The 23,987-nt window shown below is 37.4% G+C and carries 24 protein-coding genes; 18 read left to right on the top strand and 6 right to left on the bottom strand.

The features are described from left to right. From HMPREF1320_RS11600 to HMPREF1320_RS00950, 5 genes are all read left to right on the top strand, one after another. The coding region (locus tag HMPREF1320_RS11600) for a hypothetical protein (protein ID WP_232207520.1) at nucleotides 1–194 on the top strand (194 nt) is incomplete at its 5' end. 524 nt (nucleotides 195–718) lie between these two features. Next, a complete protein-coding gene (gene pckA / locus HMPREF1320_RS00935; RefSeq protein ID WP_009417149.1) occupies nucleotides 719–2,302 on the top strand; it encodes a phosphoenolpyruvate carboxykinase (ATP) in 1,584 nt (527 codons plus the stop codon). Between the two features lie 113 nt (nucleotides 2,303–2,415). After that, on the top strand, nucleotides 2,416–3,489 hold the full coding sequence (gene prfA / locus HMPREF1320_RS00940; RefSeq protein WP_002672024.1) for a peptide chain release factor 1: 1,074 nt from the start codon (nucleotides 2,416–2,418) through the stop codon (nucleotides 3,487–3,489). 88 nt (nucleotides 3,490–3,577) lie between these two features. After that, nucleotides 3,578–4,213: a viroplasmin family protein gene (locus HMPREF1320_RS00945; protein WP_009417143.1), complete on the top strand. Its 636-nt coding sequence runs from the start codon at nucleotides 3,578–3,580 to the stop codon at nucleotides 4,211–4,213. Nucleotides 4,214–4,239: 26 nt separating this feature from the next. Then, nucleotides 4,240–5,139, top strand: a complete 900-nt coding sequence (locus tag HMPREF1320_RS00950; RefSeq protein ID WP_009417151.1) for a NifU family protein — start codon at nucleotides 4,240–4,242, stop codon at nucleotides 5,137–5,139. 96 nt (nucleotides 5,140–5,235) lie between these two features. Here the strand turns inward: HMPREF1320_RS00950 and mscL are convergent, their stop codons facing one another. The 3 genes from mscL to HMPREF1320_RS00965 all read right to left on the bottom strand — a co-directional run bounded on the left by mscL (nucleotide 5,236) and on the right by HMPREF1320_RS00965 (nucleotide 8,147). Continuing rightward, nucleotides 5,236–5,619 carry a large conductance mechanosensitive channel protein MscL gene (mscL, locus tag HMPREF1320_RS00955; RefSeq protein WP_009417159.1) on the bottom strand — a complete coding sequence of 128 codons (384 nt, stop codon included), beginning with the start codon at nucleotides 5,617–5,619 and terminating at the stop codon, nucleotides 5,236–5,238. A gap of 158 nt (nucleotides 5,620–5,777) precedes the next feature. Further along, the gene (gene hemN / locus HMPREF1320_RS00960; RefSeq protein ID WP_009417156.1) at nucleotides 5,778–7,142 is read right to left on the bottom strand and encodes an oxygen-independent coproporphyrinogen III oxidase; all 1,365 of its coding nucleotides are present in this window, start codon (nucleotides 7,140–7,142) and stop codon (nucleotides 5,778–5,780) included. A 336-nt stretch (nucleotides 7,143–7,478) separates the two neighbouring features. Further along, nucleotides 7,479–8,147: an alpha/beta fold hydrolase gene (locus HMPREF1320_RS00965; RefSeq protein WP_009417152.1), complete on the bottom strand. Its 669-nt coding sequence runs from the start codon at nucleotides 8,145–8,147 to the stop codon at nucleotides 7,479–7,481. A 209-nt stretch (nucleotides 8,148–8,356) separates the two neighbouring features. Here HMPREF1320_RS00965 and HMPREF1320_RS00970 point away from each other — a divergent pair, with 209 nt between their 5' ends. From HMPREF1320_RS00970 to serC, 3 genes are all read left to right on the top strand, one after another. Then, entirely contained in the window at nucleotides 8,357–8,638 is a 282-nt protein-coding gene (locus tag HMPREF1320_RS00970; RefSeq protein ID WP_002672042.1) for a GNAT family N-acetyltransferase, read from the top strand. A 164-nt stretch (nucleotides 8,639–8,802) separates the two neighbouring features. Beyond that, on the top strand, nucleotides 8,803–9,768 hold the full coding sequence (locus HMPREF1320_RS00975) for a D-2-hydroxyacid dehydrogenase (protein ID WP_009417154.1): 966 nt from the start codon (nucleotides 8,803–8,805) through the stop codon (nucleotides 9,766–9,768). Further along, on the top strand, nucleotides 9,755–10,816 hold the full coding sequence (gene serC, locus HMPREF1320_RS00980) for a 3-phosphoserine/phosphohydroxythreonine transaminase (RefSeq protein ID WP_009417146.1): 1,062 nt from the start codon (nucleotides 9,755–9,757) through the stop codon (nucleotides 10,814–10,816). The genes HMPREF1320_RS00975 and serC overlap by 14 nt, the downstream gene beginning before the upstream one ends. A gap of 103 nt (nucleotides 10,817–10,919) precedes the next feature. Here the strand turns inward: serC and HMPREF1320_RS00985 are convergent, their stop codons facing one another. After that, a complete protein-coding gene (locus tag HMPREF1320_RS00985) occupies nucleotides 10,920–12,575 on the bottom strand; it encodes a ribonucleoside-diphosphate reductase subunit alpha (RefSeq protein WP_009417157.1) in 1,656 nt (551 codons plus the stop codon). 371 nt (nucleotides 12,576–12,946) lie between these two features. Between HMPREF1320_RS00985 and HMPREF1320_RS00990 the strand changes: the two genes are divergently transcribed. Continuing rightward, nucleotides 12,947–13,636, top strand: coding sequence for a PAS domain-containing protein (locus HMPREF1320_RS00990; protein WP_009417145.1), 690 nt, complete (start codon nucleotides 12,947–12,949; stop codon nucleotides 13,634–13,636). A 78-nt stretch (nucleotides 13,637–13,714) separates the two neighbouring features. Here the strand turns inward: HMPREF1320_RS00990 and yajC are convergent, their stop codons facing one another. Next, nucleotides 13,715–14,023, bottom strand: coding sequence for a preprotein translocase subunit YajC (yajC, locus tag HMPREF1320_RS00995; protein WP_002672058.1), 309 nt, complete (start codon nucleotides 14,021–14,023; stop codon nucleotides 13,715–13,717). A gap of 76 nt (nucleotides 14,024–14,099) precedes the next feature. Further along, nucleotides 14,100–15,041 (bottom strand): transcription antitermination protein NusB, encoded by a 942-nt coding sequence (locus HMPREF1320_RS01000; RefSeq protein ID WP_009417142.1) that lies wholly within the window; start codon nucleotides 15,039–15,041, stop codon nucleotides 14,100–14,102. A 186-nt stretch (nucleotides 15,042–15,227) separates the two neighbouring features. On the opposite strand from HMPREF1320_RS01000, the gene HMPREF1320_RS01005 reads away from it, so the two are divergent. The 9 genes from HMPREF1320_RS01005 to recG all read left to right on the top strand — a co-directional run bounded on the left by HMPREF1320_RS01005 (nucleotide 15,228) and on the right by recG (nucleotide 23,808). Beyond that, a complete protein-coding gene (locus HMPREF1320_RS01005; RefSeq protein WP_255346883.1) occupies nucleotides 15,228–15,518 on the top strand; it encodes an HU family DNA-binding protein in 291 nt (96 codons plus the stop codon). 365 nt (nucleotides 15,519–15,883) lie between these two features. Further along, a complete protein-coding gene (locus HMPREF1320_RS01010) occupies nucleotides 15,884–16,573 on the top strand; it encodes an SIR2 family NAD-dependent protein deacylase (RefSeq protein WP_009417158.1) in 690 nt (229 codons plus the stop codon). Further along, the gene (locus HMPREF1320_RS01015) at nucleotides 16,570–16,809 is read left to right on the top strand and encodes a hypothetical protein (protein ID WP_002672069.1); all 240 of its coding nucleotides are present in this window, start codon (nucleotides 16,570–16,572) and stop codon (nucleotides 16,807–16,809) included. The genes HMPREF1320_RS01010 and HMPREF1320_RS01015 overlap by 4 nt, the downstream gene beginning before the upstream one ends. Then, on the top strand, nucleotides 16,799–17,617 hold the full coding sequence (gene pyrF, locus HMPREF1320_RS01020; RefSeq protein ID WP_009417150.1) for an orotidine-5'-phosphate decarboxylase: 819 nt from the start codon (nucleotides 16,799–16,801) through the stop codon (nucleotides 17,615–17,617). Before HMPREF1320_RS01015 ends, pyrF begins: the two co-directional genes overlap by 11 nt. Before the next feature lie 146 nt (nucleotides 17,618–17,763). Beyond that, nucleotides 17,764–18,210, top strand: coding sequence for a GNAT family N-acetyltransferase (locus HMPREF1320_RS01025; protein ID WP_009417147.1), 447 nt, complete (start codon nucleotides 17,764–17,766; stop codon nucleotides 18,208–18,210). 54 nt (nucleotides 18,211–18,264) lie between these two features. Further along, on the top strand, nucleotides 18,265–18,915 hold the full coding sequence (locus HMPREF1320_RS01030; RefSeq protein ID WP_009417148.1) for an epoxyqueuosine reductase QueH: 651 nt from the start codon (nucleotides 18,265–18,267) through the stop codon (nucleotides 18,913–18,915). Between the two features lie 5 nt (nucleotides 18,916–18,920). Then, complete coding sequence (truB, locus tag HMPREF1320_RS01035) at nucleotides 18,921–20,597, top strand: tRNA pseudouridine(55) synthase TruB (protein WP_009417153.1); 1,677 nt, start codon at nucleotides 18,921–18,923, stop codon at nucleotides 20,595–20,597. Between the two features lies 1 nt (nucleotide 20,598). Continuing rightward, entirely contained in the window at nucleotides 20,599–21,648 is a 1,050-nt protein-coding gene (locus HMPREF1320_RS01040) for a glutaminyl-peptide cyclotransferase (protein WP_009417155.1), read from the top strand. Between the two features lie 45 nt (nucleotides 21,649–21,693). Then, complete coding sequence (gene recG / locus HMPREF1320_RS01045) at nucleotides 21,694–23,808, top strand: ATP-dependent DNA helicase RecG (protein WP_009417144.1); 2,115 nt, start codon at nucleotides 21,694–21,696, stop codon at nucleotides 23,806–23,808. Nucleotides 23,809–23,987 lie beyond the last annotated feature (179 nt).

A 23,987-nucleotide genomic window follows, 5' to 3' on the forward strand; every position in this document is an offset into this window, starting at 1 on the left:
AAGACGAACAAAAGACGAACAAAAGACGAACAAAAGACGAACAAAAGACGAACAAAAGACGAACAAAAGACGAACAAAAGACGAACAAAAGACGAACAAAAGACGAACAAAAGACGAACAAAAGACGAACAAAAGACGAACAAAAGACGAACAAAAGACGAACAAAAGACGGTGCGAGCCGCACGGGCAGATAGAGAAAAAACGAATAGATGACGAATAAAGAACAAATAAATGATGGTGCGAGTCGCACGGGCAGATAGAGAAAAGACGAATAAAGAACGAATAAAGAACGAATAAAGAACGAATAAAGAACGAATAAAGAACGAATAAATGATGGTGCGAGTCGCACGGGCAGATAGAGAAAAGACGAATAGATGACGAATAAGAAACAAATAAATGATAGTGCGAGCCGCAGAGGCAAATAAAGAATGAACAAAAGATAAATGGAAATAAAGTAAAGATAAGATGATTTAGAGTGTTATTATAAAACCTAAAAATCTTTTATTAGAGCTTGAAAATACAGGTAAATAAGGAGTATATAGAGTGTTATAAATACTCGTAAAAATAACTTCAAAAAAACATTAAAAAATATTTTTCAGTATCAAAATTAATTTGTACATTTGCACCGGTTTTTGAGAGACCTCTCAAAAATTGAGGCAATTTTATATTGCTATTAGATAAAAAAGAATTGTTAAATTAATATCAAATTTAAGACATTATGAGTAAACCAAAAACACTTTCCGTTGATAAATACGGAATTAAGAACGCTAATGTTCGTTATCAGTTAACTGCTGACGAACTACAACAAGAAACTTTGGATAAAAAATTAGGCGTTGAAGCTTCTTCAGGAGCTATTGCTATTAAAACAGGTAAATTTACAGGGCGTTCTCCTAAAGACCGTTTCATCGTAAAAGATGATATCACCAAAGATCGCGTATGGTGGGGAAGTATTAACATTCCTTTTGAACCTGCAAAATTTGACAAACTATATGAAAAAGTAGTAGCTTACTTATCTAACAAAGAAATCTACGTTCACGATGGTTATGTTTGTGCAGATCCTAAATACCGTACTAACATTCGTACCATTACTGAGCTTCCTTGGAGCAACCTTTTTGCTTACAATATGTTCTTGCGTATAGATGATAGCGAACTTCCTTCTTTCAAAGAAGATTGGTTGGTAGTAAATGCACCTGGTTTTGAAGCTGACCCTGCTGTAGATGGTACTCGTCAAGCTAACTTCGCTATCTTGAACTTCACCAAAAAAATTGCTTTGATTGGTGGTACAGGTTATACCGGAGAAATTAAAAAAGGTATCTTCTCAGCTATGAACTTTGAATTGCCTGTGTTCCGCAACACTATGCCAATGCACTGTTCAGCTAACGTAGGTAAAGGTGGTGATACTGCTATCTTCTTCGGCTTATCAGGTACTGGTAAAACTACTCTTTCAGCTGACCCTAACCGTCATTTAATTGGTGACGACGAACACGGTTGGACTCCTGAAAATACGGTATTCAACTTTGAAGGTGGTTGCTATGCTAAAGTAGTAGACCTTACTGCTGAAAAAGAACCTGAAATCTTTGGAGCTATTAAGAAAGGTGCTATCCTTGAAAACGTAATTATGGACGATAAAGGTGTAGTTGATTTCTCTCGCACTGATATCACTGAAAACACTCGTGTTTCTTATCCTATTTACCACATCGCAAATATCCAGCCAGGTTCTATAGGACACAATCCTAAGAACATCTTCTTCCTTACTTTCGATGCTTATGGTGTATTGCCTCCAATTTCTAAATTGACTCCTGAACAAGCTGCTTATCAATTTGTATCTGGTTATACTTCAAAAGTAGCCGGTACTGAGGTAGGTATCACTACCCCTCAAAAAACTTTCTCTGCTTGTTTTGGTGCTGCCTTTATGCCACTTCACCCAGCTGAATACGGAAAACGTTTGGCTGAGAAAATCAAAGAAACTGGCGTAAACGTATGGTTGGTAAACACTGGTTACAACGGAAAAATGAAAAGATGTAGCTTAAAAGATACTCGTGCTCTTATCACTGCTGCCCTTAATGGCAAACTTAACAACGTTGAGTACAAAGAATTGCCTATCTTTGGCTTCAAAGTACCTCAATCTTGTGAAGGTGTATCAGACCAAAGCATCTTGAACCCAGAAAATACTTGGAGTGACAAAGCACAATTCAGTGCTAAACTCAAAGAATTGGCTGAATCATTTGTACAAAACTTCAAAGACAAAAAATTTGCTGAAGGTGCAAGTGCTGACGTCCTTGCTGGAGCTCCTAAATTGTAATTATTTAGATAACCATATTCAAAAGGCTGTTCATTTAAGAACAGCCTTTTATTTTTGTTTTTTACTAATATTATTACTATTTTTGCACCCCAAATAGAATTTAAAGATAAAAAATGCTTGACAAATTAAATATCGTAAAACAACGTTTCGACGAAGTTTCGGACTTAATCATTCAACCTGATATTATTGCAGACCAAAAGCGCTATATCCAGCTCAATAAGGAATATAAAGACCTTAAAGAACTGATGGATAAGCGCGATGAGTATATAAACGTAACTGGAAACTTGCAAGAAGCTGAGGAAATTATTGCTGATGGCAGTGATGCCGAAATGGTGGAAATGGCAAAGTTACAATTAGAGGAAAGCAAAGAGCGTTTACCTCAGTTAGAAGAAGAAATCAAGTATATGCTTATCCCTAAAGACCCTGAAGATGCTAAGAATGCCGTAATGGAAATTCGTGCAGGAACAGGTGGTGACGAGGCTTCAATCTTTGCAGGCGACCTATACCGTATGTACACCAAATACTGCCAAAGTAAAGGCTGGAGTACCTCAGTAATGGACTTTAATGAAGGAACTGCTGGCGGGTATAAAGAAATTATCTTTGAAGTAACGGGTGACAATGTATATGGTACCTTAAAATTTGAAGCAGGAGTACATCGTGTACAACGAGTGCCTCAAACAGAGACACAAGGGCGTGTACATACTTCGGCAGCAACTGTAATTGTATTGCCAGAAGCAGAAGAATTTGATGTGGAACTTGATATGGCTGATGTGAAAATCATTCGTACTACTTCTACGGGACCCGGAGGACAGTCGGTGAATACAACCTATTCGGCTATTCAGTTGCAACATATTCCTACAGGCATTGAGGTACGTTGCCAAGATGAGAAATCGCAACACAAGAATCTTGAAAAGGCACTTAAAGTATTGCGTTCACGTTTGTACGAAATGGAGCTGGCAAAGAAGATGGAGGCTGATTCTGCTCGTAGGAAATCAATGGTTTCCAGTGGTGACCGCTCAGCTAAAATACGCACTTATAACTATCCGCAAGGACGCGTAACCGACCACCGTATAGGTCTTACCCTTTATGATTTGCAAAATGTTATCAATGGTGATGTACAACGTCTTATTGATGAACTTCAATTGGCTGAAAATGCTGAGAAGCTAAAAGAAGGAGATGTTTTTTAAACTATTATTGAAAAAGAAAATAGCAATATTGTTATTGTAGCGATAGTAGCTGTTATATTCTTTTTGGCAATCCTATTTATTTTGTGAGATGGCAAAGAAGTATTATGTAGTATGGGAGGGACACCAAACGGGGGTCTTTACCTCGTGGGCTGAATGTAAGAGGGCTGTTAATAATTTTCCGAACGCTAAATACAAAAGTTTTCCTACGGAAGAAATGTCACAAAAAGCCTATGCAGGGAATTATGAAACGTACAAAGGTAAAAAGATAGAAGAGCCTACTCTTTCATCAGATGCATTAAAACTTATCGGGAAGCCTATTTTGCCTTCTATTGCGGTAGATGCTGCTTGTAGCGGTAACCCTGGTATAATGGAATATCGGGGGGTAGATACTGAAACACAAGCCGAGATATTTAGGCTTTCACCTATGAAAGATGGCACCAATAACATAGGGGAGTTTTTGGCTATAGTACACGCTTTGGCATTCTTAAAACAACGCAACCTTACAATGCCTATTTATTCGGATAGTAAAATAGCAATGCGCTGGGTACAACAAAAAGTATGTAAAACTAAGCTTGGAAAGACATCTGATAATGCAAAAATATTTGAACTAATAACTCGTGCTGAAAAATGGCTACAAGAAAATACTTATCCTAATCGTATTCTCAAATGGGAAACCAAAGCGTGGGGCGAAATCCCTGCGGACTTTGGTAGAAAAGACTCTTAACTTTTCTTCTTAAATCTAAAAAATAAATGACTGATATTACTCTATCTGTACAGCCTACTTCGAGTCCTGATATTATTAAATTGGAGGCGAATAAAGCCTTAGTAAAAGGTAGTTACGAGTATAAAAATATTGATGAAGCTAAAAACTCACCCTTAGCAAAAGAGCTGTTTTACCTTCCTTTTGTAAAGACAGTATATATCTCGAGTAATTTTATTGCGTTAAAACGATTTCCAATTATAGAATGGAAAGACGTACAAGAAGAAGTGGCACAGCAAGTGTTGTTTTATTTACAGTCAGGGAGAGAAATTGTAAGTACTGAGGGTGAACAAAAGAAGGTTATTTCTATATATACTGAAACCACACCTAACCCTTCGGTAATGAAATTTGTAGCCAATAAACGTCTTGTTCCTACTATTATAGAATATAAGCATATAAAGGAGACTGATGAGGCTCCTATGGCTAAAGCTCTTTTCACTCAGTTTCCTTTTATTGAGGAGGTATTTTTTGATAATAACTATATTTCAGTTACTAAAAAAGATAACAAAGAGTGGGCAATGGTTACTCCTAATATACGAGAATTTATTAAGAATTATCTTTCAGAAGGGCATACCCTTATTTCTTCTTCTGAAATTAAACGACATCAGCAAGCAATACAAGAACGCCTACTGTCTATGGTTACTACTGATGAGATATCAAAACAAATTGTAGCTATTATAGATGAGTTTGTAAAGCCTGCTGTAGCCTCTGATGGAGGAAATATTCAGTTTATTTCGTACAATCCAGAAACGCATTACGTAGAGGTAATACTGCAAGGAGCTTGTAGTGGTTGCCCCTCCTCTACCCTAACCTTAAAAAAGGGAATTGAAGTCATCTTAAAAGATAAGCTACAAAACCCTTATATTAATGTAAACGCTCTTAACGGATAAGATAATTCTTCTGAAATAGAAAACCACGCCTTGTATAGCGTGGTTTAGTTAAACAATTGTTGAAATGTGTAGTGTTGCGGTTACACGAAATTCTTCTTATTTATTTTTCAATAAATCTCTAATCTCAGTAAGTAACTCTTCTTGAGTAGGACCAGCTGGTGTAGCAGGAGCCTCTTCTTCTTTTTTCTGTTTGTTTAGCTTGTTGATACCTTTTAGAAGCATAAACAATACAAGTGCAATACAGAAGAAGTTAATTACAGCAGCAAGAAACTTACCATAAGCTACTCCATTCCATACCAAACCTTCTAAGTGTTCAGCACCCGTAGCTTTCAAAGCAGGTGTTAATAACAAAGGAGTAATAACATCAGACACTAATGATGATACGATAGCACCAAAAGCTGCCCCAATGATAACCCCGATGGCTAAATCGACTACGTTACCTTTTACGGCAAATTCTTTAAATTCTTTTAAAAATCCCATAATGATTCATTTTAAGTTTATAAAAATAATTTGTTACTTAATTCGGGGCAAAAATAATACTTTTTTCGAAAATACAAAAAGAAAAGGGACGAATTTCACAACTGTCCCTTTTCATCACTAACTAAAAAACTCAATCACTATGATAGTTAAGTATAACTTTACACAGTCATACTAAATATTTTGGTATTAGGCATTTTGCGTTGCAAGTGCAAATCAAAAGCCATACAGATATTTCTAATAAAAGGTTTTCCCTCATCGGGGACTTCTATATGATTACCTGCTATATGCAGTAAACCATCGTTTTGCATCTCTTGTAGATGTGCTATTACTTCTGTTATTTCAGGAAACTGAAGAGATTCATCGTTCCAAGAAGTAGTAAACTGACACATCAAGTTGAGAATATGACGCCTAATAATTAAATCTTCTTTATTGAGAATATGCCCTTTACACACGGGGATTTCATTCTTCTCAAGACGTGCATAATAAGCATCTAAATCTTTCTCGTTTTGGGCAAAACCGTACCAACTATCGCTGATAGAAGACATTCCTAAGCCTATCATCACTTGCGTTTTGGAGGCTGTATAGCCCATAAAGTTGCGATGCAATTGATGATTTTTGAAAGCCTTATACATACTATCAGTAGGTAAAGCAAAGTGATCCATTCCTATTTCGGCATATCCTGCTTTCAATAAGTATTGTTTTCCTACTTCATACAGCTCTCGTTTTACTTCGCCTGTGGGCACATCTTCATCTTTAAAACCACGTTGCCCACTGCCTTTTATCCAAGGTACGTGCGCATAGCTATAAAAAGCAATACGGTCGGGACGAAGAGTGTTACTCCTATCAATAGTAAAGAGTACATCGTCTAAGGTTTGAAACGGCAAACCAAAGACCAAATCGTGGCTTACAGAGGTATAGCCGATAGCTCTGGCTTGCTGGGTAACACGCTGTACATTCTCAAAAGGTTGAATGCGGTGAATGGCTTTTTGTACCTTAGGCGAATAATCTTGTACGCCATAACTCACGCGCCTAAAACCTAAGTCGTAAAGCGTTTGTAGGTGAGTTTCAGTGGTATTATTAGGATGACCTTCAAAACTAAATTCGTGAGCATCAGCTTTATCAGCACGTTCAAAAATACCTTCTATCAAACGGCGCAACTGCAAAGGTTCAAAAAAGGTAGGCGTACCTCCCCCTAAGTGTATTTCCTTAATACGAGGGCGTTCTTCCAAAAAATTAGTGTATAACTGCCATTCTTTAAGTATTGCCTCTATATAAGGGGCTTCCATTTCGTGACGCTTAGTAATGCGTTTATGACAACCACAGAAAGTACAAAGACTCTCACAGAAAGGCAAATGAATGTATAGGCTAATCCCTTCAGTACTATTACTCTCAGTATAGGATTTTCGTAAGCTTTCCAACCATTTTTCAGTAGAAAAAGTACTACTATCCCAATAGGGAACAGTAGGATAGCTAGTATAGCGAGGTCCAGCTACATTGTATTTTTGAATGAGAGATATTGCCATTTTCTGTAAAAACGGGGCAAAGGTATAAAAAAAAGTGGAAAGTGAAAAGAGAAAAGAAAAAAATATAGATTCGCTAATACCGTAATGCCAATAATATCAAACTAATGACGAGAGACGAATGATGGAACAAGCTACACGGGTGAATAATTATAAGACGAACAACAAGAGGTTCTACAGTGGCTCTACAGTGGGTCTACAACGAACAAAAGACGAACGATGAACGAAGGAATAACGAACCTAAGGCAAAGGAAAGTTATTTGAATATTGAATATTAGACATCTATGTTTAGATTCGTTTGCAGAAAAAATAGCAAGACTCTTTTAATCTTGTACTTTTCTAATTTGACTGCAATATATTTAAAAGGTTTTCATTGAACCATTTATACCGATTGATAATCATAATATGAGTACCATTTTTTACTACAATAGCATTTTTTATGTACTGAATAGGAAAAACAGGATCTTTATCTCCGTGAATGTGAACTGTGTGGGGTAAAGGTTCTTTTTGTTGCCAATTCACTATGCGGTCTATTGACCAATCGAGATAGGCAGGGGAGCGCATTCCTATATATTTCTCGTATAGAGCTATTCGTTTGGTCATCAGTTCAGAAAAAGAAAATCTTTTCCAAAACTCCAAATCGCTGATAGTACGAGTGGGCAATAACTTATGCAGGTTTGTATAACGTGCCAAGAGCATTTTTTTAGGCAGTTCGTACTGTGTTTTTACGCTGGAAATGAGGACTATTTTTCGATAATCGTTCAGTTGCTTAGCTATCTCTTGTACAATAATTCCTCCAAACGACACTCCTAAGAGCACAGGAGAAGGCTCGGTAATAGCTACTGCAATACGTCCTGCATAGTGAGCTAGACTTTCTTCTTTTTCGGGAGTAATCCAGTCGAGTAAGTGCACACGAAAATTGTTGGGGAATTGCAAACGCTCGAAAATCTTAGGGCTGGCAGCCATTCCAGGCATTAAATAAATAGAAAGATTATCTTTTATATTCATTTGATATTGCTTTTTTACGAAAAATAAGTAACTTTGCACCAAATTTTAAATGAGTAACAGGTTATAGGTAAAAAGTAAAAACTAACAATAGTTAGGTATGTGAATGAGGTATAATGCTCATTTCTTACTTCTTATCTCTTATCTAGACAGAAGCAAAAGTACAACATTTTTGTCAAATAACGAATATTACTAATTAAAAACATAGTACAATGGAAGTAATAGACAGCGAATTTTCACGTCAATACCAAGCCAAAATCAACGGTGAACTTGCCTTTGTAGAATACGCTATTCAGGAGCGTAAGATATTCTTTACCAAAACATTGCTACCTGAAACGACGGACGAAGCGCTCATTGATGAATTCTTTAAAGGGGTAATAGCCTTAGTAGCTGAGAAAAAATATAGAGTGGTGCCCGTTTGCCCTGTAGCTATTGCTTTTTTTAAGCGTAATAAGGAGTGTAAAGACATACTTCCTGCTGGTATCAGGATTTAATAATTAATGATTAACGGTTAATTAAAAAACTTCGTTTTACATTGATTATATACAGATAAAGTATGCGAGGGCAGAGTATGTAAGGTATACGCTCTAACAAAAAGAGCAGGGCTCTTCCCCACTCTCTTAACTATGTAGATAAAAAAGAATTAATAATATATTATATGAAAGCCGTATTTTTAGACCGCAACACGCTCTCTGAGCGCATAGATGTAGATATCCCAAAAGGGATAGCCCAATGGGTAGCCTTCCAAAAAACAGCTCCCGATGAAATTGTTCAACGTCTCAAACCTGCTGATATAGCTATCGTGAACAAGGTGAAACTCGATGAGAGTATCCTTAGGCAGTTGCCTAACCTTAAGCTCATTCACCTTACTGCTACGGGTATGGATAATATTGATAAAGAGGCTGCGAAAGCCTTGGGTATAGAAGTGAAAAACGTAGCGGGTTACTCTACTGAAAGTGTAACAGAGCACTTCTTCTTGTTGTTACTATCGGCTATGCGTGCCCTAAAAACCTATCACACAAGTGTAGAAAATGGTACTTGGGAAAAAGATGGTCGTTTTTGCCTTACTGAGCCACCGGTGTTTGAATTGCATACCAAAACCTTAGGGATTATAGGAGTAGGCAACATAGGGAAAGCTATTAGTAAAGTAGCTGAAGCCTTTGGTATGAAAGTGCTATGGGCTGAACGCCAAGGTAAAGCGCCACGTAGTAAAGAATATACTGAATTCGACAAGGTATTGGCACAGAGTGATATCATCTCGCTTAACTGTCCGCTTACTCCTGAGACTAAGCATTTAGTAGATGAAGATTTCATCTCCAAATTGCGTAAAAAACCATTAATTATCAATATGGCTCGTGGGGCTATAGTAGACCCTCAGGCGGTATATGAAGCTATAGAAAGTAACCGCATTATGGGCTTTGCTACCGATGTGTTTGAAGAAGAACCGCCAATGGCTAACGACCCTCTACTAAAAATAGCCAACCACCCTCGTGTGATTTACACTCCTCACGTGGCTTGGGCGAGCGAATACGCACAAGATAAGTTATGGCGTATCTTGAAACGCCAAGTAGAAGATTTTATCGTAAAATATAAAACAGAACATAAGGAAAATGAAAAAGCATAATTTTAGCGCAGGCCCCTCTATCTTAGCACCTGAGGTATTCCAAAAAGCCTCTGAAGCCTTATTAGATTTTGAGGGGACTGGCTTATCGGTAATAGAAATATCACACCGCAGTCCAGAGTTTGTACGCGTGATAGAACGCGCTCGTGCATTAGCATTGGAAATCGCTGGATTGGACGATTCGTACACTGCACTCTTCTTGCAAGGAGGAGCTAGTATGCAATTTTTGATGGTGCCATACAACCTCCTCGAAACCAAAGCTGCTTATATAGATACAGGTACTTGGGCTAACAAAGCACAAAAGGAAGCTGCTCTCTTTGGTAATGCTGAAGTGATAGCCTCCTCTAAAGCCGATGGGTATAAGTATATTCCAAAAAATGTGACTGTCCCTACTGATATCGATTATCTGCACATCACTACCAATAATACGATTTACGGTACCGAGTACCACAGTTTACCTCAAACGAGCGTCCCTTTGGTAGCCGATATGAGTTCTGATATTTTCTCACGTCCGTTAGATTACAAGCAGTTTAGTTTGATTTATGCGGGTTCACAGAAGAATTTAGGAGCTTCAGGCTCTACCTTAGTGATTGTGAAGAAGGATTTATTGGGCAAGGTAAGTAGGAAACTGCCTTCGATGATGGACTATCAGTTGCATATTAAAAACGATAGTATGTTCAATACACCTTCTACTTTTGCAGTATATGTAAACCTATTAGTACTCGAATGGATACAAGCACAAGGTGGATTACAAGCCTTAGGTAAACGCAACCGAGCTAAAGCCGATTTGCTTTACGGAGAAATCGACCGCAATTCGTTAGTAGTAGGATATGCCAACAAAGAAGACCGCTCCCTAATGAATGTAGTGTTCAACCTCACCGATGAAAGCACCAAAGAACGCTTTGACGCTTTGTGTAAAGAAGCCAATATCAGTGGAATAAAAGGACACCGCAGTGTGGGAGGTTATCGCGCTTCTATCTACAACGCTTTGCCTTTAGAAAGTGTACAAGTATTAGTAGATGTACTTAAAGAATTTGAACGCACCGCGTAAAGAAGAATAATATGGAAAACAAAATAAGTCCGATATAAATATCGGACTTATTTTATATTATACAATATGTTATTTAATCTCTAAGGCTTTATAATCAAATGTATTAAGCTTCGCAACTACTACAGTTTACAAAATTCATCATCATTTCTTTTGCTACTGATTGACTGCGCTGATAGTACAAACTTTTAACTCCTAATTTCCAAGCCTCAATAAGCACTTTATTCACATCGCGAATAGGCATTGCTGACGGAATATTTAAGTTCAAACTCTGCGTTTGGTCAATGTACGCTTGACGCTGCGCTGCTTGTGATATAATTTCCATCGGTGAAATCTCTTTAAAAGTTTTAAACACATTCTTCTCTAATTGAGATAACTCTTGCAGGTGTTGTACAGAGCCATTATTCAAACGAATAGAACGCCATACTTCTTCATTATTAAGACCTTTTTCCTCCAAAAGTTGAGTGAGATACTTATTTTTGCGCATAAAGTTCCCTTTAGAAAGCCCTACTTTATAGTAATTGCTCGAATAAGGTTCGATACCTGGTGATACCTGTCCTAAAATAGCCGAGCTGGAAGTGGTAGGAGCGATTGCCATAGTGGTAGTATTTCGTCTACCATATCCTTTTAAAATTTCTGGTTCTCCGTAAATATGAGCTAACTCTTTAGTTGCCTTATCAGCTTCTTCACGAATGTATCTAAAAGCGCGGGCATTGAACTGAGTTGCCTCAAAGCTCTCAAAAGGTATCATATTGCGTTGCAAGTAAGAATGATATCCTAACACACCCAAACCTAAAGCACGGTGACGAATAGCAAAATTACGAGCTGCCTGTAAATAGTAATTACCCTTTGTTTTTTCTATAAACTCTGAAAGTACCGCATCTAAAAAGAATACAGCTAACTTTACTGCTTTGGTATCTTTCCATTCATCAAAGAGCTCTAAGTTCATAGAAGAAAGACAGCAAATGAACGATTCATCTTCATTAGAAGGTAACATAATCTCACTGCACAAGTTACTTGAACGAATGAGCATATCTTTATCTTTATACACTTGAGGGCGATTACGATTGGCATTATCGGTAAAGATAATGTAAGGTAATCCTTTTTGTTGGCGAGACTCCAAGACACGAGCCCATAGGCGACGTTTTTCTACATCACCATCTATCATTTCTTGCATCCAATAATCAGGTACACAAATACCAAAGAAAAGATTCTGAATAGGGAATTCTACATCTTTAATTTGTAGAAACTCTTCGGCATCGGGATGATCTATATCTAAATAAGCAGCAAAAGCACCGCGTCTTACTCCTCCTTGTGATACAACGTCCATAGCTGAATCGAACAACTTCATAAAACTAACCGCCCCACTTGATTTACCATTATCGGTAACTGCAGAACCGCGACTGCGCAATTCGCCAAAATAACCAGAAGTACCTCCCCCTATTTTGGTTTGCATAATCACCTCTCCAAGTTTATGAGTAATCCCCTCGATGCTATCAGGTACGTGCACATTGAAACAAGAAATAGGCAAACCTCTTTCAGTACCCATATTTGCCCAAATAGGAGATGAGAAACTAATCCACCCCTTAGTAATCATTTCTTTGAAAGCGGGCTGTAATTCGGGTTTATAAAGCCTATGTGCAGCAGCACTTGTAATGCGGTCTATTGCACCTTCTACGCTTTCTCCTTTTAGTAAATAGCCTCTATTGAGGATTTGTTCAGACTCTTCATTGAGCCACCAAATGTCTTTTTCTTCGTTCATAACTTTTTATTTTCGAGGTGCAAAGTAACAGCTTTATATTCTAATTTCACCCTCTATCCAAAATAAGTTATTAACAAAGTTTTTAACAATATAGCAAAATCAGCCTCTTAGGATAATTTTTTAACATACAGTTATACTTTTATATTACTTGAATAGCTAAAATAATAAAAATTAAATGTATGGGAAAGCAAAAACTATTAAAAATAAGAAGATATAGAAGAGTAGAAATATAGCTGTTAATTACTACAAATCAACGTGTTAAAAATAATTGTTATATTTAAAACAAAATAGTAATACGATTTTATCTAAAATATTTTGTTCTTTCAGATAACTTTTGTACTTTTGTAGCGTTAAGTATAAAAGGAAATCTTATGTCAGAACTAATTACTAGACCTATACCTATTGATGAAGAAGTAGTGTGGGATAAAACAAAAACTATTATCAGTACTACTGATAAGTTGGGTGCTATTACTGACGTAAATCAAACATTTATAGATGTTTGTGGTTATCCTGCGGTTGAATTATTAGGAAAACCACATAGCATCATTCGTCACCCCGATATGCCTAAAATCATATTTAAGATTACTTGGGATAATATTTTGGCGGGGAGGAACTTTCACGCTATTATTAAAAACTTAGCTAAATCGGGTAAGTATTATTGGGTAATTACCGATTTTGAAGTAGGCAGGAATATTATTGGGGATGTTGTTACTATTATGGCGCGTCAGCATTCAGTACCTAAGTATGTAATTACAGAGCATATTGAGCCTTTATATCAAACGCTCCTTAAACTTGAAAAAATAGGAGATATGGAGCTCAGTAATCGTTATTTTAAGGGCTTTTTAGAAAAACAAGGCAAATCATATATTGAATATATTATGGATATTATGGACGAAAGCAAGCGAGAAATTCACTTTGATCCTATCCCTAATATGCCTCACACTGATACTAACATTGGAGACTATGAAATTTCTGATGATATATTTAGTGAAGAACATCACGAAGAAGAAACTATGATGCAACGCAAGAATTTCTTTGCAAAATTATTTTCTACGAATTAGAATTTTGCAAATATCACAATAAAAATGAGAGCGTATCTATTGCAATAGATACGCTCTCATTTTTGGTTCTTTCTATGACTACGATTCTTTCTTGTCTTGAATTTCTTTCTTGTCGTCTTTTAATTTAGCTGACAGTTCCATAGAAATAGCAGAACGTTCAAATTTGATTTTTCCTGAAAGTGTTTCTAAGACACAAGTATCATCAGTAAGTTCTACAATGCGTCCGTGCATACCACTTTTAGTAATTACTTTATCGCCTCTTTTCATTCCTTCAATAAAGTTTTTTTCTTGTTTTTGTCGTCTTACTTGCGGACGAATCATAAAAAAGTAGAATACTAGGATTATCAATATAAGAGGTAGTAAACCACTGTTCATCAATTGTTGCATATTTATTAATTTAATTATTAGTTTTTAGTTATTTTAGAAAATTGTAATTAGAAACTTTTTAGCTTTTGGCTTTCAATTATAAAAGTCCTCTTCCTATCTTTTTTATTTGTTGTTTTTCTTCGAGTTCTTTATGTACATTTTTCATTACACCATTAATAAACGCACTACTTTTAGTAGTAGAATATTCCTTGGCAAGTTCTAAATATTCATTAAGTGTTACTTTCACTGGAATACTAGGAAAGCTAAGCATCTCACAAACAGCCATTTTTAACAATATACTATCTATTACAGCCACACGATCTTTCTCCCAACCCGTCATTCTACTAATAATTTCATTCTCCCATTTACTATCATTGAGCACTGCTTTCTTTAGTAAACCTGTAAGAAAATCTTTTTCTTCTTCATCTTTATAAAGTGAAGGAACAAAATATTTATCAGGTGAGGTAGGGAGCACTTCTCTAAATAACCTACTTATATAGGTATTTACAATGGGATAATCATCTACCCAAGTGAGATTATAATCTTCAATATATTCATATATTGTCTCATCGGGAGCTATAATTTCTTCAAAAATAGTTATTAAAAAAGATTTATCAGCTTCAAAACTGCTCTTTTGTTTGCTGTATTTCTTATAAAACTCACTTTCTATAATGCTTTTATATATAGTACGCACATACTCTTCGTGTATTTCCCAATGGTTTATACGTGCATCAGCAATGGCTTCTTGTAATAATGTATTATGAACGATGGCTAAGAGCAAAAGGTTTTCAGAGAATTTTTGATGTACTGTTCTTTCTTCAGTAGTAGCCAAATATTTTTTCTGAGCTACTTTGTGTTGATGAGTAGCCAAAGAATGCAGTTCAATGAAAAGTGATAATATTAATAAATATAGGTGTCGCATTTCATCAGCACTGTTTTGCAAGAACTTCAATTCTTTGTCTAAATCCTGACTTTGGCTCTGACGCATTGCATAAATTGATTGCATTACTTTTGCCCTAATATGTCGTCTTGTAAGCATAATTTGTAAGAACTTTCTTAACTTTATTTTGAGAGTGCAAAAGTAGAAAAAAAGGTTTAACGAGCCAAAAAAAAGCGCTAAAAAAGCACCTAAAATGTTAATTTTTTACTAAAAATCGCATTTTTTCTTGTTTTATACTTGCTATGATGAAATATATTACTACCTTTGTCCTTATTAACTGTATTTATAAGTTATCATATGAACAAATCAGAATTAATTGATGCAATTGCAGCAGGGTCTGGACTTACAAAAACCGACTCTAAAAAAGCTGTTGAAGCGTTCTTTTCAAGTGTTGAAAAGGCTCTAAAAAAAGGTGACAAAGTAGCTGTCGTAGGATTCGGTTCTTGGTCAGTTGCTAAAAAAGAAGCCAGAGAGGCTCGCAACCCTCGTACTGGTGCAGTAATTAAAGTACCTGCTAAGAAAGTTGTAAAATTCAAAGCAGGGGCTGAATTATCTGAAGCAGTAAACAAAAAGTAATTGCAGTAAAAAAGTCCCTTTCAGTTGAAAGGGACTTTTTTTTATTTATTAGTAGATGAGTTAATTAGCATAGAAACCTTATTTAATGATTAATGGTTAATGATTAATGGTTAATTTGGGAGAAGCTTATAGAAAGCTTATAGGAAAGACGAACAATGAACGAACAATGAACGAAGGAAAAGTGAAGTTAAGTTGATGCTAAAGTAGAGATAAGAAGTAGGAAATTGGTAGACTTCTGCTTTGCTAAGAGTCGTAGCCCAACAGGCAAGTCGTAGCACGATAGGCAATTAAAAACTTTGGCAAGGTGCAAAGCGCACGAAAGCGCAAATTAATTCTCTGACAAGACTATAACTAACATTACCAATATGAAAAAGAAGAAAATAGTAGTCCTCACAGGGGCAGGGATTAGTGCTGAAAGTGGTGTAAAAACTTTCCGAGATGCCGATGGTTTATGGGAAGGTCACGATATAGAACAAGTGGCAACACCTTATGGTTTTGAGAAAGACCCTGAACTTGTATTGAACTTCTACAACGGTTTGCGCAAACAGGTGAAAAATGTACAACCTAACCCCGCTCACTTATTATTAGCCGAGTTGGAAAAAGAGTACGACGTGGTAATCATCACTCAAAATGTAGATGACTTGCACGAACGTGCGGGTAGCCATCACATTATTCACTTACACGGCGAACTGCTAAAAATGCGGGGAGTAGATGACTCCTATACGCTATACAACTGTACTGACGACATTAAAGTGGGCGACCTGAGCCCCAGTGGAGCACAATTACGACCTCACATTGTGTGGTTTGGCGAAGATGTACCAATGATTGTAAAGGCTGCCGAAGAGGTAGAAACTGCCGATATAGTGATTATTGTAGGTACTTCATTACAAGTGTACCCCGCTGCCGGATTGATGAACTGTGCCAAGAAAGATACACCTATGTATTATATAGACCCACGTCCAAGCATCAGTAGTAAAGATAAAATCACTGTAATTAAAGACGTTGCTTCAACAGGGGTAGCTAAAGCTATTGAACTAATAAAAGAATTGAAATGAGTAACTTCCCAAAATTTATTTTAGGTGACAACACCGATATGCCCGACGCTATGTTCGTGGTGCATTTAGAGTATCCGCGCTTCGTGCTGAACTTAGACAACGACGAAGTAGAATGGCTGGAAGAGTTTGACGAAGAAGACACCAAAGAGTTAGAGGCTGAAAGCGAGAACCTTATAGAAGAAGCTATCGCTTTCTACGAACGAGAAATCGCCCGTATAGAAGAAAATGACTACTAAGCAACTCATACAGCAAATCGAAGCTAAACAATCGCTGTTATGTGTGGGCTTGGATACCGATATGACTAAAATTCCTCCTCACTTGCTTGAAGAGGAAGACCCACTCTTTGCCTTCAACAAGGCGATTATAGAGGCTACCCACGCTTTTGCAGTAGCCTACAAACCCAATACAGCTTTCTACGAAGCCCACGGCGAAAAAGGTTGGCGTGCCTTAAAAAAGACGATTGACTACCTAAACCGTCACCACCCTGAGATTTTCACTATTGCCGATGCTAAACGCGGGGATATAGGCAACACTTCAAGTATGTATGCCAAAGCTTTCTTTGAGGATATGCAATTCGATAGCGTGACAGTAGCCCCCTATATGGGAAGAGATTCGGTAGAGCCTTTTTTAGCTTTTGAGAACAAACACACGATTCTCTTAGCTCTAACTTCTAATGAAGGGGCTTTCGACTTCCAAACGCAAAAACTCAACGATGAAGAGCTGTACAAAAAGGTATTACGCACCTCACTCACTTGGCAAAACAGCCAAAACTTGATGTACGTAGTGGGTGCGACCAAGGCGGAATACCTAAAGGAAATACGCAAAATTATACCTGAACATTTCTTGTTAATACCAGGAGTAGGGGCACAAGGAGGCAGCTTGGAAGAGGTATGTAAGTATGGTTTGAACGACCACTACGGACTGCTTATCAACTCGTCAAGAGGCATTATTTACGCTTCTAAGGGCGAGGACTTTGCCAAAGTAGCAAGTGAAAAAGCTAAGGAATTACAACAGAAGATGAAATTAATGCTTAATGGTAAATGATAAGTGGTAAATGAGTAGTAATGAAAAGGAGCAAGAGAAATGACAAGTGTGAGAAGTAATAGGTATATCAACTTTGTACAAGTTTAAAACTTTGGCAGAATATGGTGATTAAAAACTAGTAAACTAATGACTAACAACTAAATAATATGATTACATTTTTAAATAAAAGCAACATTACACCAACCATTGAAGATGACGCTCACAGACTTTTTTCACTGTTGAGCAGGCGCTACCAGCAACGACTATCTGACCTTTTTCAGGACAAAACTAAAATGCCTTATGTAGTGGGTTACATAGAAGACGGTCGCCTACACGGAATGGCTTCTATGGCTATCTACAGAGTGATTTCGGGCTATAAAGGTTGGATAGAAGATGTGGTGGTAGACGAGATGGCACGTGGTAAAAAAATAGGCACTCAGCTCATACAACTTCTTATCGCCAAAGGCAAAGAATTGGGCTTGGGAGAAATATTGCTCTTTACCTCACCTACTAACGACGCAGCTATTAAGCTCTATGAAAATGAAGGTTTTAAACGCAAAGGCGCAGAGGTATATGTGAACGCTCTCAAACAAATGTACCCACCAGAATCTTGATATATTACTATTTCTTTGTATTTTTGCCCTCTGAAAGAAAACTATAAAAATACTATGGAATTAGTCCACAAGAATCTCGTATTGCCCAACAATGGCAAAAAGCTCTTGTTGCACACTTGTTGTGCGCCTTGCTCGGGCTCTATTATACTATCTATTCAGGCATCGGGGATAGACTTTACTATATTTTTTTACAACCCTAATATTCATCCTCAAAAAGAATACGAAATTCGCAAAGAGGAAAATATCCGCTTTGCTGAAAAGTGTGGCGTACCTATTGTAGATGCCGAATACGACACCGATAAGTGGTATACGCGTGCTAAAGGTATGGAATTTGAACCAGAACGGGGCAGTCGCTGTGCAATGTGCTTTGATATGCGTATGGAGCGTACGGCTTTATATGCTTACGAAAACGGTTTCGATACCATTGCAACCTCACTGGGCATCTCGCGTTGGAAAGACCTCAACCAAGTGAATGAAGCAGGCAAAAATGCTGCTAGCAAGTACGAGGGACTTACCTATTGGGACTATAATTGGCGCAAAAACGGAGGTGCTGCCTGTAATATGGAAATCTGCAAAAACGAGAAGTTCTACCAACAAGAGTACTGCGGTTGTGCTTTCTCGTTGCGCGATGCTAACAAATGGCGAGTAGCTAACGGAAGAGAGAAAATACGAATAGGGGAAAAATACTACGGAAGTGAAAAGTGAATAGTATGATAACTCCAGAAGAACTTACAGAAGGTCGTATCTTGCTTATCGATAAGCCCCTGCAATGGTCGTCGTTTCAAGCAGTGAACAAAATCAAATGGGCAATACTCAGACACTATAAGCTCAAGAAGATAAAGATAGGGCACGCAGGAACATTAGACCCGCTTGCCTCTGGTTTATTGGTGATTTGTACGGGCAAATTTACTAAGAAGATTACCGAAATACAAGACGCTGTAAAAACTTATACGGGTACTATCACCGTAGGGGCTACGACTCCTTCCTACGATAAGGAAACCGAAATAGATGCCCACTACCCTACTGACCATATCACTCCTGAACTGATAGAACAAGTGCGAATGCAGTTTGTAGGGGAACTCGTGCAAACGCCTCCTGTATTTTCAGCTATCAAGAAAGAAGGCAAACGGCTCTACGAATTTGCCCGCGACGGGAAAGAAATAGAAGTTCCTCAGCGCACTATCTATATTCACAGTTTCAATATAGATGCAAGTCTGTTTCCTAAGTTGCACTTTGAGGTGGTATGTAGCAAAGGCACCTACATACGCTCCTTGGCAAACGACTTTGGTAAAGCCTTAGAGTCTGGTGGCTATCTATCTGCATTGCGACGTACTAAGATAGGTGATTTTTCGGTAAATGATGCCTTAACGCCTGATGAATTTATAAACATACATATTCCAAAAATGCAAACAAAACCTATTATTCTCACTACTGTATTCGAGCGATTTATCGATAAGAATAAAACAACTCTTAATGACCATTTCGCTCGAAAAGAATCTACTTTGAACACACAAAACAATAGGAAAAAGTCTATTAATGAAGTGTATGAAGAGCGAGAGCGAGAACGCCTTAATAAACAACAAAAACAACAACACACTTCCGACCTTAATATAGAAGCTATTTTTCCTCGAAAAAAGAAGAAAAAGACCTCAGGAATCAAATATGAGTTTCGCTACTTTCTATCGATGTTTTCAAATACTGATAAGGCAATTATACTTACTTTACTGATACTTTTCGGTACGATAGTAACCCTTATGGTGATACAACTTAGCAGTAGAGAGAAAGAAATAATGATTGAAATGGCATTCACTCCAGATGATTTACCTTATGAACCTCCAAAATTAGAGGAACAAACTGAAGCGCCTGATCTTTCTCAAACTATGAATGCAAAACTGACTACTAATGCTTATAATCAAGCCAATGCTGACTTACGTCATACTGAGAATTTTAAAACTTTAGACGAAATAATGGCAGAGCGTGCTTCTAAAGAGATGGAAAGTGCTAAAGAAGAATTGGTGAGTAATAATAAAATGTCGTCTAACTTAGTAATATCGGACGATAATACTCTTCAAAAAACAACTAAAATTTCATCTGATAATAAAGTAAATAAGAATACTTTAGTAAAATATGCCTTATCTGGCAGGACAGGAAATATACCTAACCCTGTATTTACTTGTGAAAAAGAAGGGCAAGTAGTGATTATTATTACAGTTGATGAAGCAGGAAGAGTTATTAGAACAGCTCTTGACAAAATGAATTCAACTACTAATGATGATTGCCTTATAGAAAACTCATTACTATATGCTAGCAGAGCCAGATTTAATGCTGTAACAGGCAAAAAAGAGCAAACAGGAACTATTACTTATATTTTTCAAAGTAAACGATAGAATGAAATTACAACAGTTAATTTGCATATTAAGTTTCTTATTAATAGGAGCTTGCAAAAATGCAAATCCACCTAAGCAAGACGCTTTTAATATAGAACTGTATCCTAAAAAGAAGGAATACCACATAGGAGAAACTTTACAAATAAAAGTTGTGAATCCTAAGTTTGAAGGTAAAATAGTAAAGATTAGCTATCAGTTTCATCACCAAGAGCTTGTTGTTACTAATGAGAACATAGTACTTGAAAATCTAATGTTAGGTAAACAGCCTTTGGAAGTAACTGTATATACTGATAAAGGAGAAGTTTATAAAGTACGAAAAGAAATTTTACTTTTGGCAGGACAAGCTCCTAAATTGTATACTTATAAAATACTAAATGAATATCCCCACGACAAACAGGCTTATACTCAAGGTTTAGAATTTATAGGTGATACTTTAGTAGAAAGCACAGGGCAATACCGAGAATCTTCCATACGCAAATGGAATCCTTTTACGGGCGAAATGTACAAAAATGTACCTTTACAAGCAATGTATTTTGGTGAAGGAGCTACCGTTTTTAGAGATAAAATTATCCAACTCACTTGGAGAGAAAATATAGGATTCGTATATGATACTCAGCTAAAACTGTTAAAAACATTCTCTTACAATAAAAGTAAAGAAGGTTGGGGACTCTGTCATAACGGTAGTGACAAACTTTACAAAAGTGATGGTTCAGAAAAGATTTGGATACTGAATCCTAACACTTTTGAAGAAGTAGACAGTTTGCAACTATGTACTAATAAATCTATTTTTACCAATGCTAACGAATTAGAATTTGTAGACGGGAAAATATATGCTAATACTTATCTAAAAGATGGTATTATGATTATCAACCCCAATAATGGTGCTATAGAAGGCGTTGTAGATGTACGAGGATTAAAAGAAAAAGTAGAACAAACTCCTGATTTAGATGTTCTTAATGGCATTGCTTATCACGCTAGGCGTAATACTTTCTTCATCACGGGTAAGAATTGGAATAAGATATTTGAGGTAATTTTTATAAACAAGAATTAAATAACGTGAGCTTAATGTTTGTATTTTTTTATTACTTTTGCTCTTATGATTCCAGAGAATATCCTACATACTCCCATCAACTACCTGCGTGGCGTAGGCAATCAGCGGGCTGAACTCCTGAAAACAGAGCTCAGTATCTATGAGTATCAAGATTTGCTGAACTTGTTCCCCAACAGGTATATCGACCGTACCAAGTTTTACAAAATCAACGAATTGCAGAACAATAATGCCGAGGTACAACTCGTAGGCAAGATAGTAAACTTACGCACAGTAGAGTCGGCTCACCAAAAAGGTACTCGTCTTGTTGCTACCTTTGTAGACGATACGGGCGCTATGGAGCTCGTGTGGTTCAAAGGACTCAAATGGTTGCGTGAATCTCTAAAAATCAACGAACCTTATGTGATTTTTGGCAAACTGAATTTCTTTGGAGGCACTTTCTCTATGCCTCACCCCGAAATGGACTTGCTCAGTGAATTCAAGAAGGCAGGACACAGCAGTATTCAGCCCGTATATCCCTCTACCGAAAAATTAGCTAAACGCAACATTACCAATAGAGTGATGCGCCAATTAGTACAAACAGTTTTTGAAGAAATAGGCAATAGCTTTGCCGAGAATTTACCAGATAACATACTCGCTTCTATGAACCTCATCTCCAAGCAGGAGGCAATGCGCAATATCCACTTCCCTACAAATCAAACTTTGCTTACTAAAGCCTCTGTACGACTCAAATTTGAAGAGCTTTTCTACATACAAGTGCAGTTGGTACGCAAGAATCTTCTGCACAAACAGAAGTTCCAAGGACAACCTTTCAAGAATGTAGGCGATGCTTTTATGAACTTCTATAACCATCATTTGCCTTTTCCGCTTACCGATGCCCAAAAACGAGTATTGAAAGAAATACGCGCCGATGTAGGCTCAAATGCCCAAATGAACCGCTTGTTGCAAGGCGATGTAGGCTCTGGTAAAACCATCGTAGCCCTAATGACGATGCTTTTAGCAGTAGATAATGGTTGCCAAGCCTGCTTGATGGCACCTACCGAAATTCTCGCCAATCAACATTACCAAAACATTAGTGAACTACTAAAAGAGACAGGAGTAACTGTAGCACTGCTCACAGGTTCGTCTAAAACTAAAGAACGCAAAATGTTAGATGAACAATTACAATCTGGAGAGCTTTCTATCCTCATAGGTACTCACGCTCTTTTGGAAAACAAAGTACAGTTCAGAAACTTAGGACTTGCCATTATCGATGAGCAACACCGATTTGGGGTAGAACAGCGCTCGAAGTTATGGCATAAAAACACTATTCCGCCTCATATCTTAGTAATGACTGCCACCCCTATCCCGCGCACTTTAGCGATGAGTGTATATGGTGATTTAGATGTTTCGATAATAGATGAACTCCCCCCTGGGCGTAAGCCTATTAAAACTCTACATCAGTTTGAAAACCACCGTGCAGAGACTTATGAATTTATTAAAAAAGAGATAGATAAAGGACGACAAGCTTATGTAGTATATCCACTTATAGAAGAATCGGAAGCGTTAGATTTTAAGAACCTTACCGAAGGCTATGATTATATCACGGCAAGCTTCCCTTTGCCAAAATATAAGGTTTCTATGGTACACGGTAGACTCAAACCAGCTGAAAAAGATGTTGAAATGGAGCGCTTCCTACGTAATGAAACACAAATAATGGTGGCTACCACCGTGATAGAAGTGGGGGTAAATGTTCCCAATGCCTCCGTAATGGTAATTGAGAGTGCCGAGCGCTTTGGACTCTCACAACTTCACCAGTTGAGAGGACGTGTAGGTCGTGGCAGTGAACAGAGTTATTGTATATTACTTACGGGCAACAAAATGAGTAACGATACTCGTACACGTATGGAAACGATGGTGCGCACCAACGACGGTTTTGAAATTGCTGAAGTAGACCTAAAATTGCGTGGCCCTGGTGACCTAATGGGTACGCAACAAAGTGGAGTGCTCGCTCTAAAAATAGCCGACCTTGTAAAAGACCAAGATATACTAAGAGCAGCGCGCTTTCAGGCTATCGATCTACTGAAAGCCGACCCTAATTTAGAGTTGCCCCAAAACCAACGCATAGTCCACACACTCTATCAGTTACAACGCTATAAGAACCTCTGGACATACATTTCATAAAGGAGCTGAAGAGGTAATACTTACTACATTGTAATCTTTTTCTACTTTTTTTACCAAAAAATTTGGAGAGTTAAAAAAAAGTAGTACCTTTGCACCCGAATTAAACGTAAGGGTTCTTAGCTCAGCTGGTTCAGAGCATCTGCCTTACAAGCAGAGGGTCACTGGTTCGAATCCAGTAG

The sequence above is a fragment of the Capnocytophaga sp. oral taxon 335 str. F0486 genome, assembly GCF_000277665.1.
Lineage (GTDB): Bacteria > Bacteroidota > Bacteroidia > Flavobacteriales > Flavobacteriaceae > Capnocytophaga > Capnocytophaga ochracea.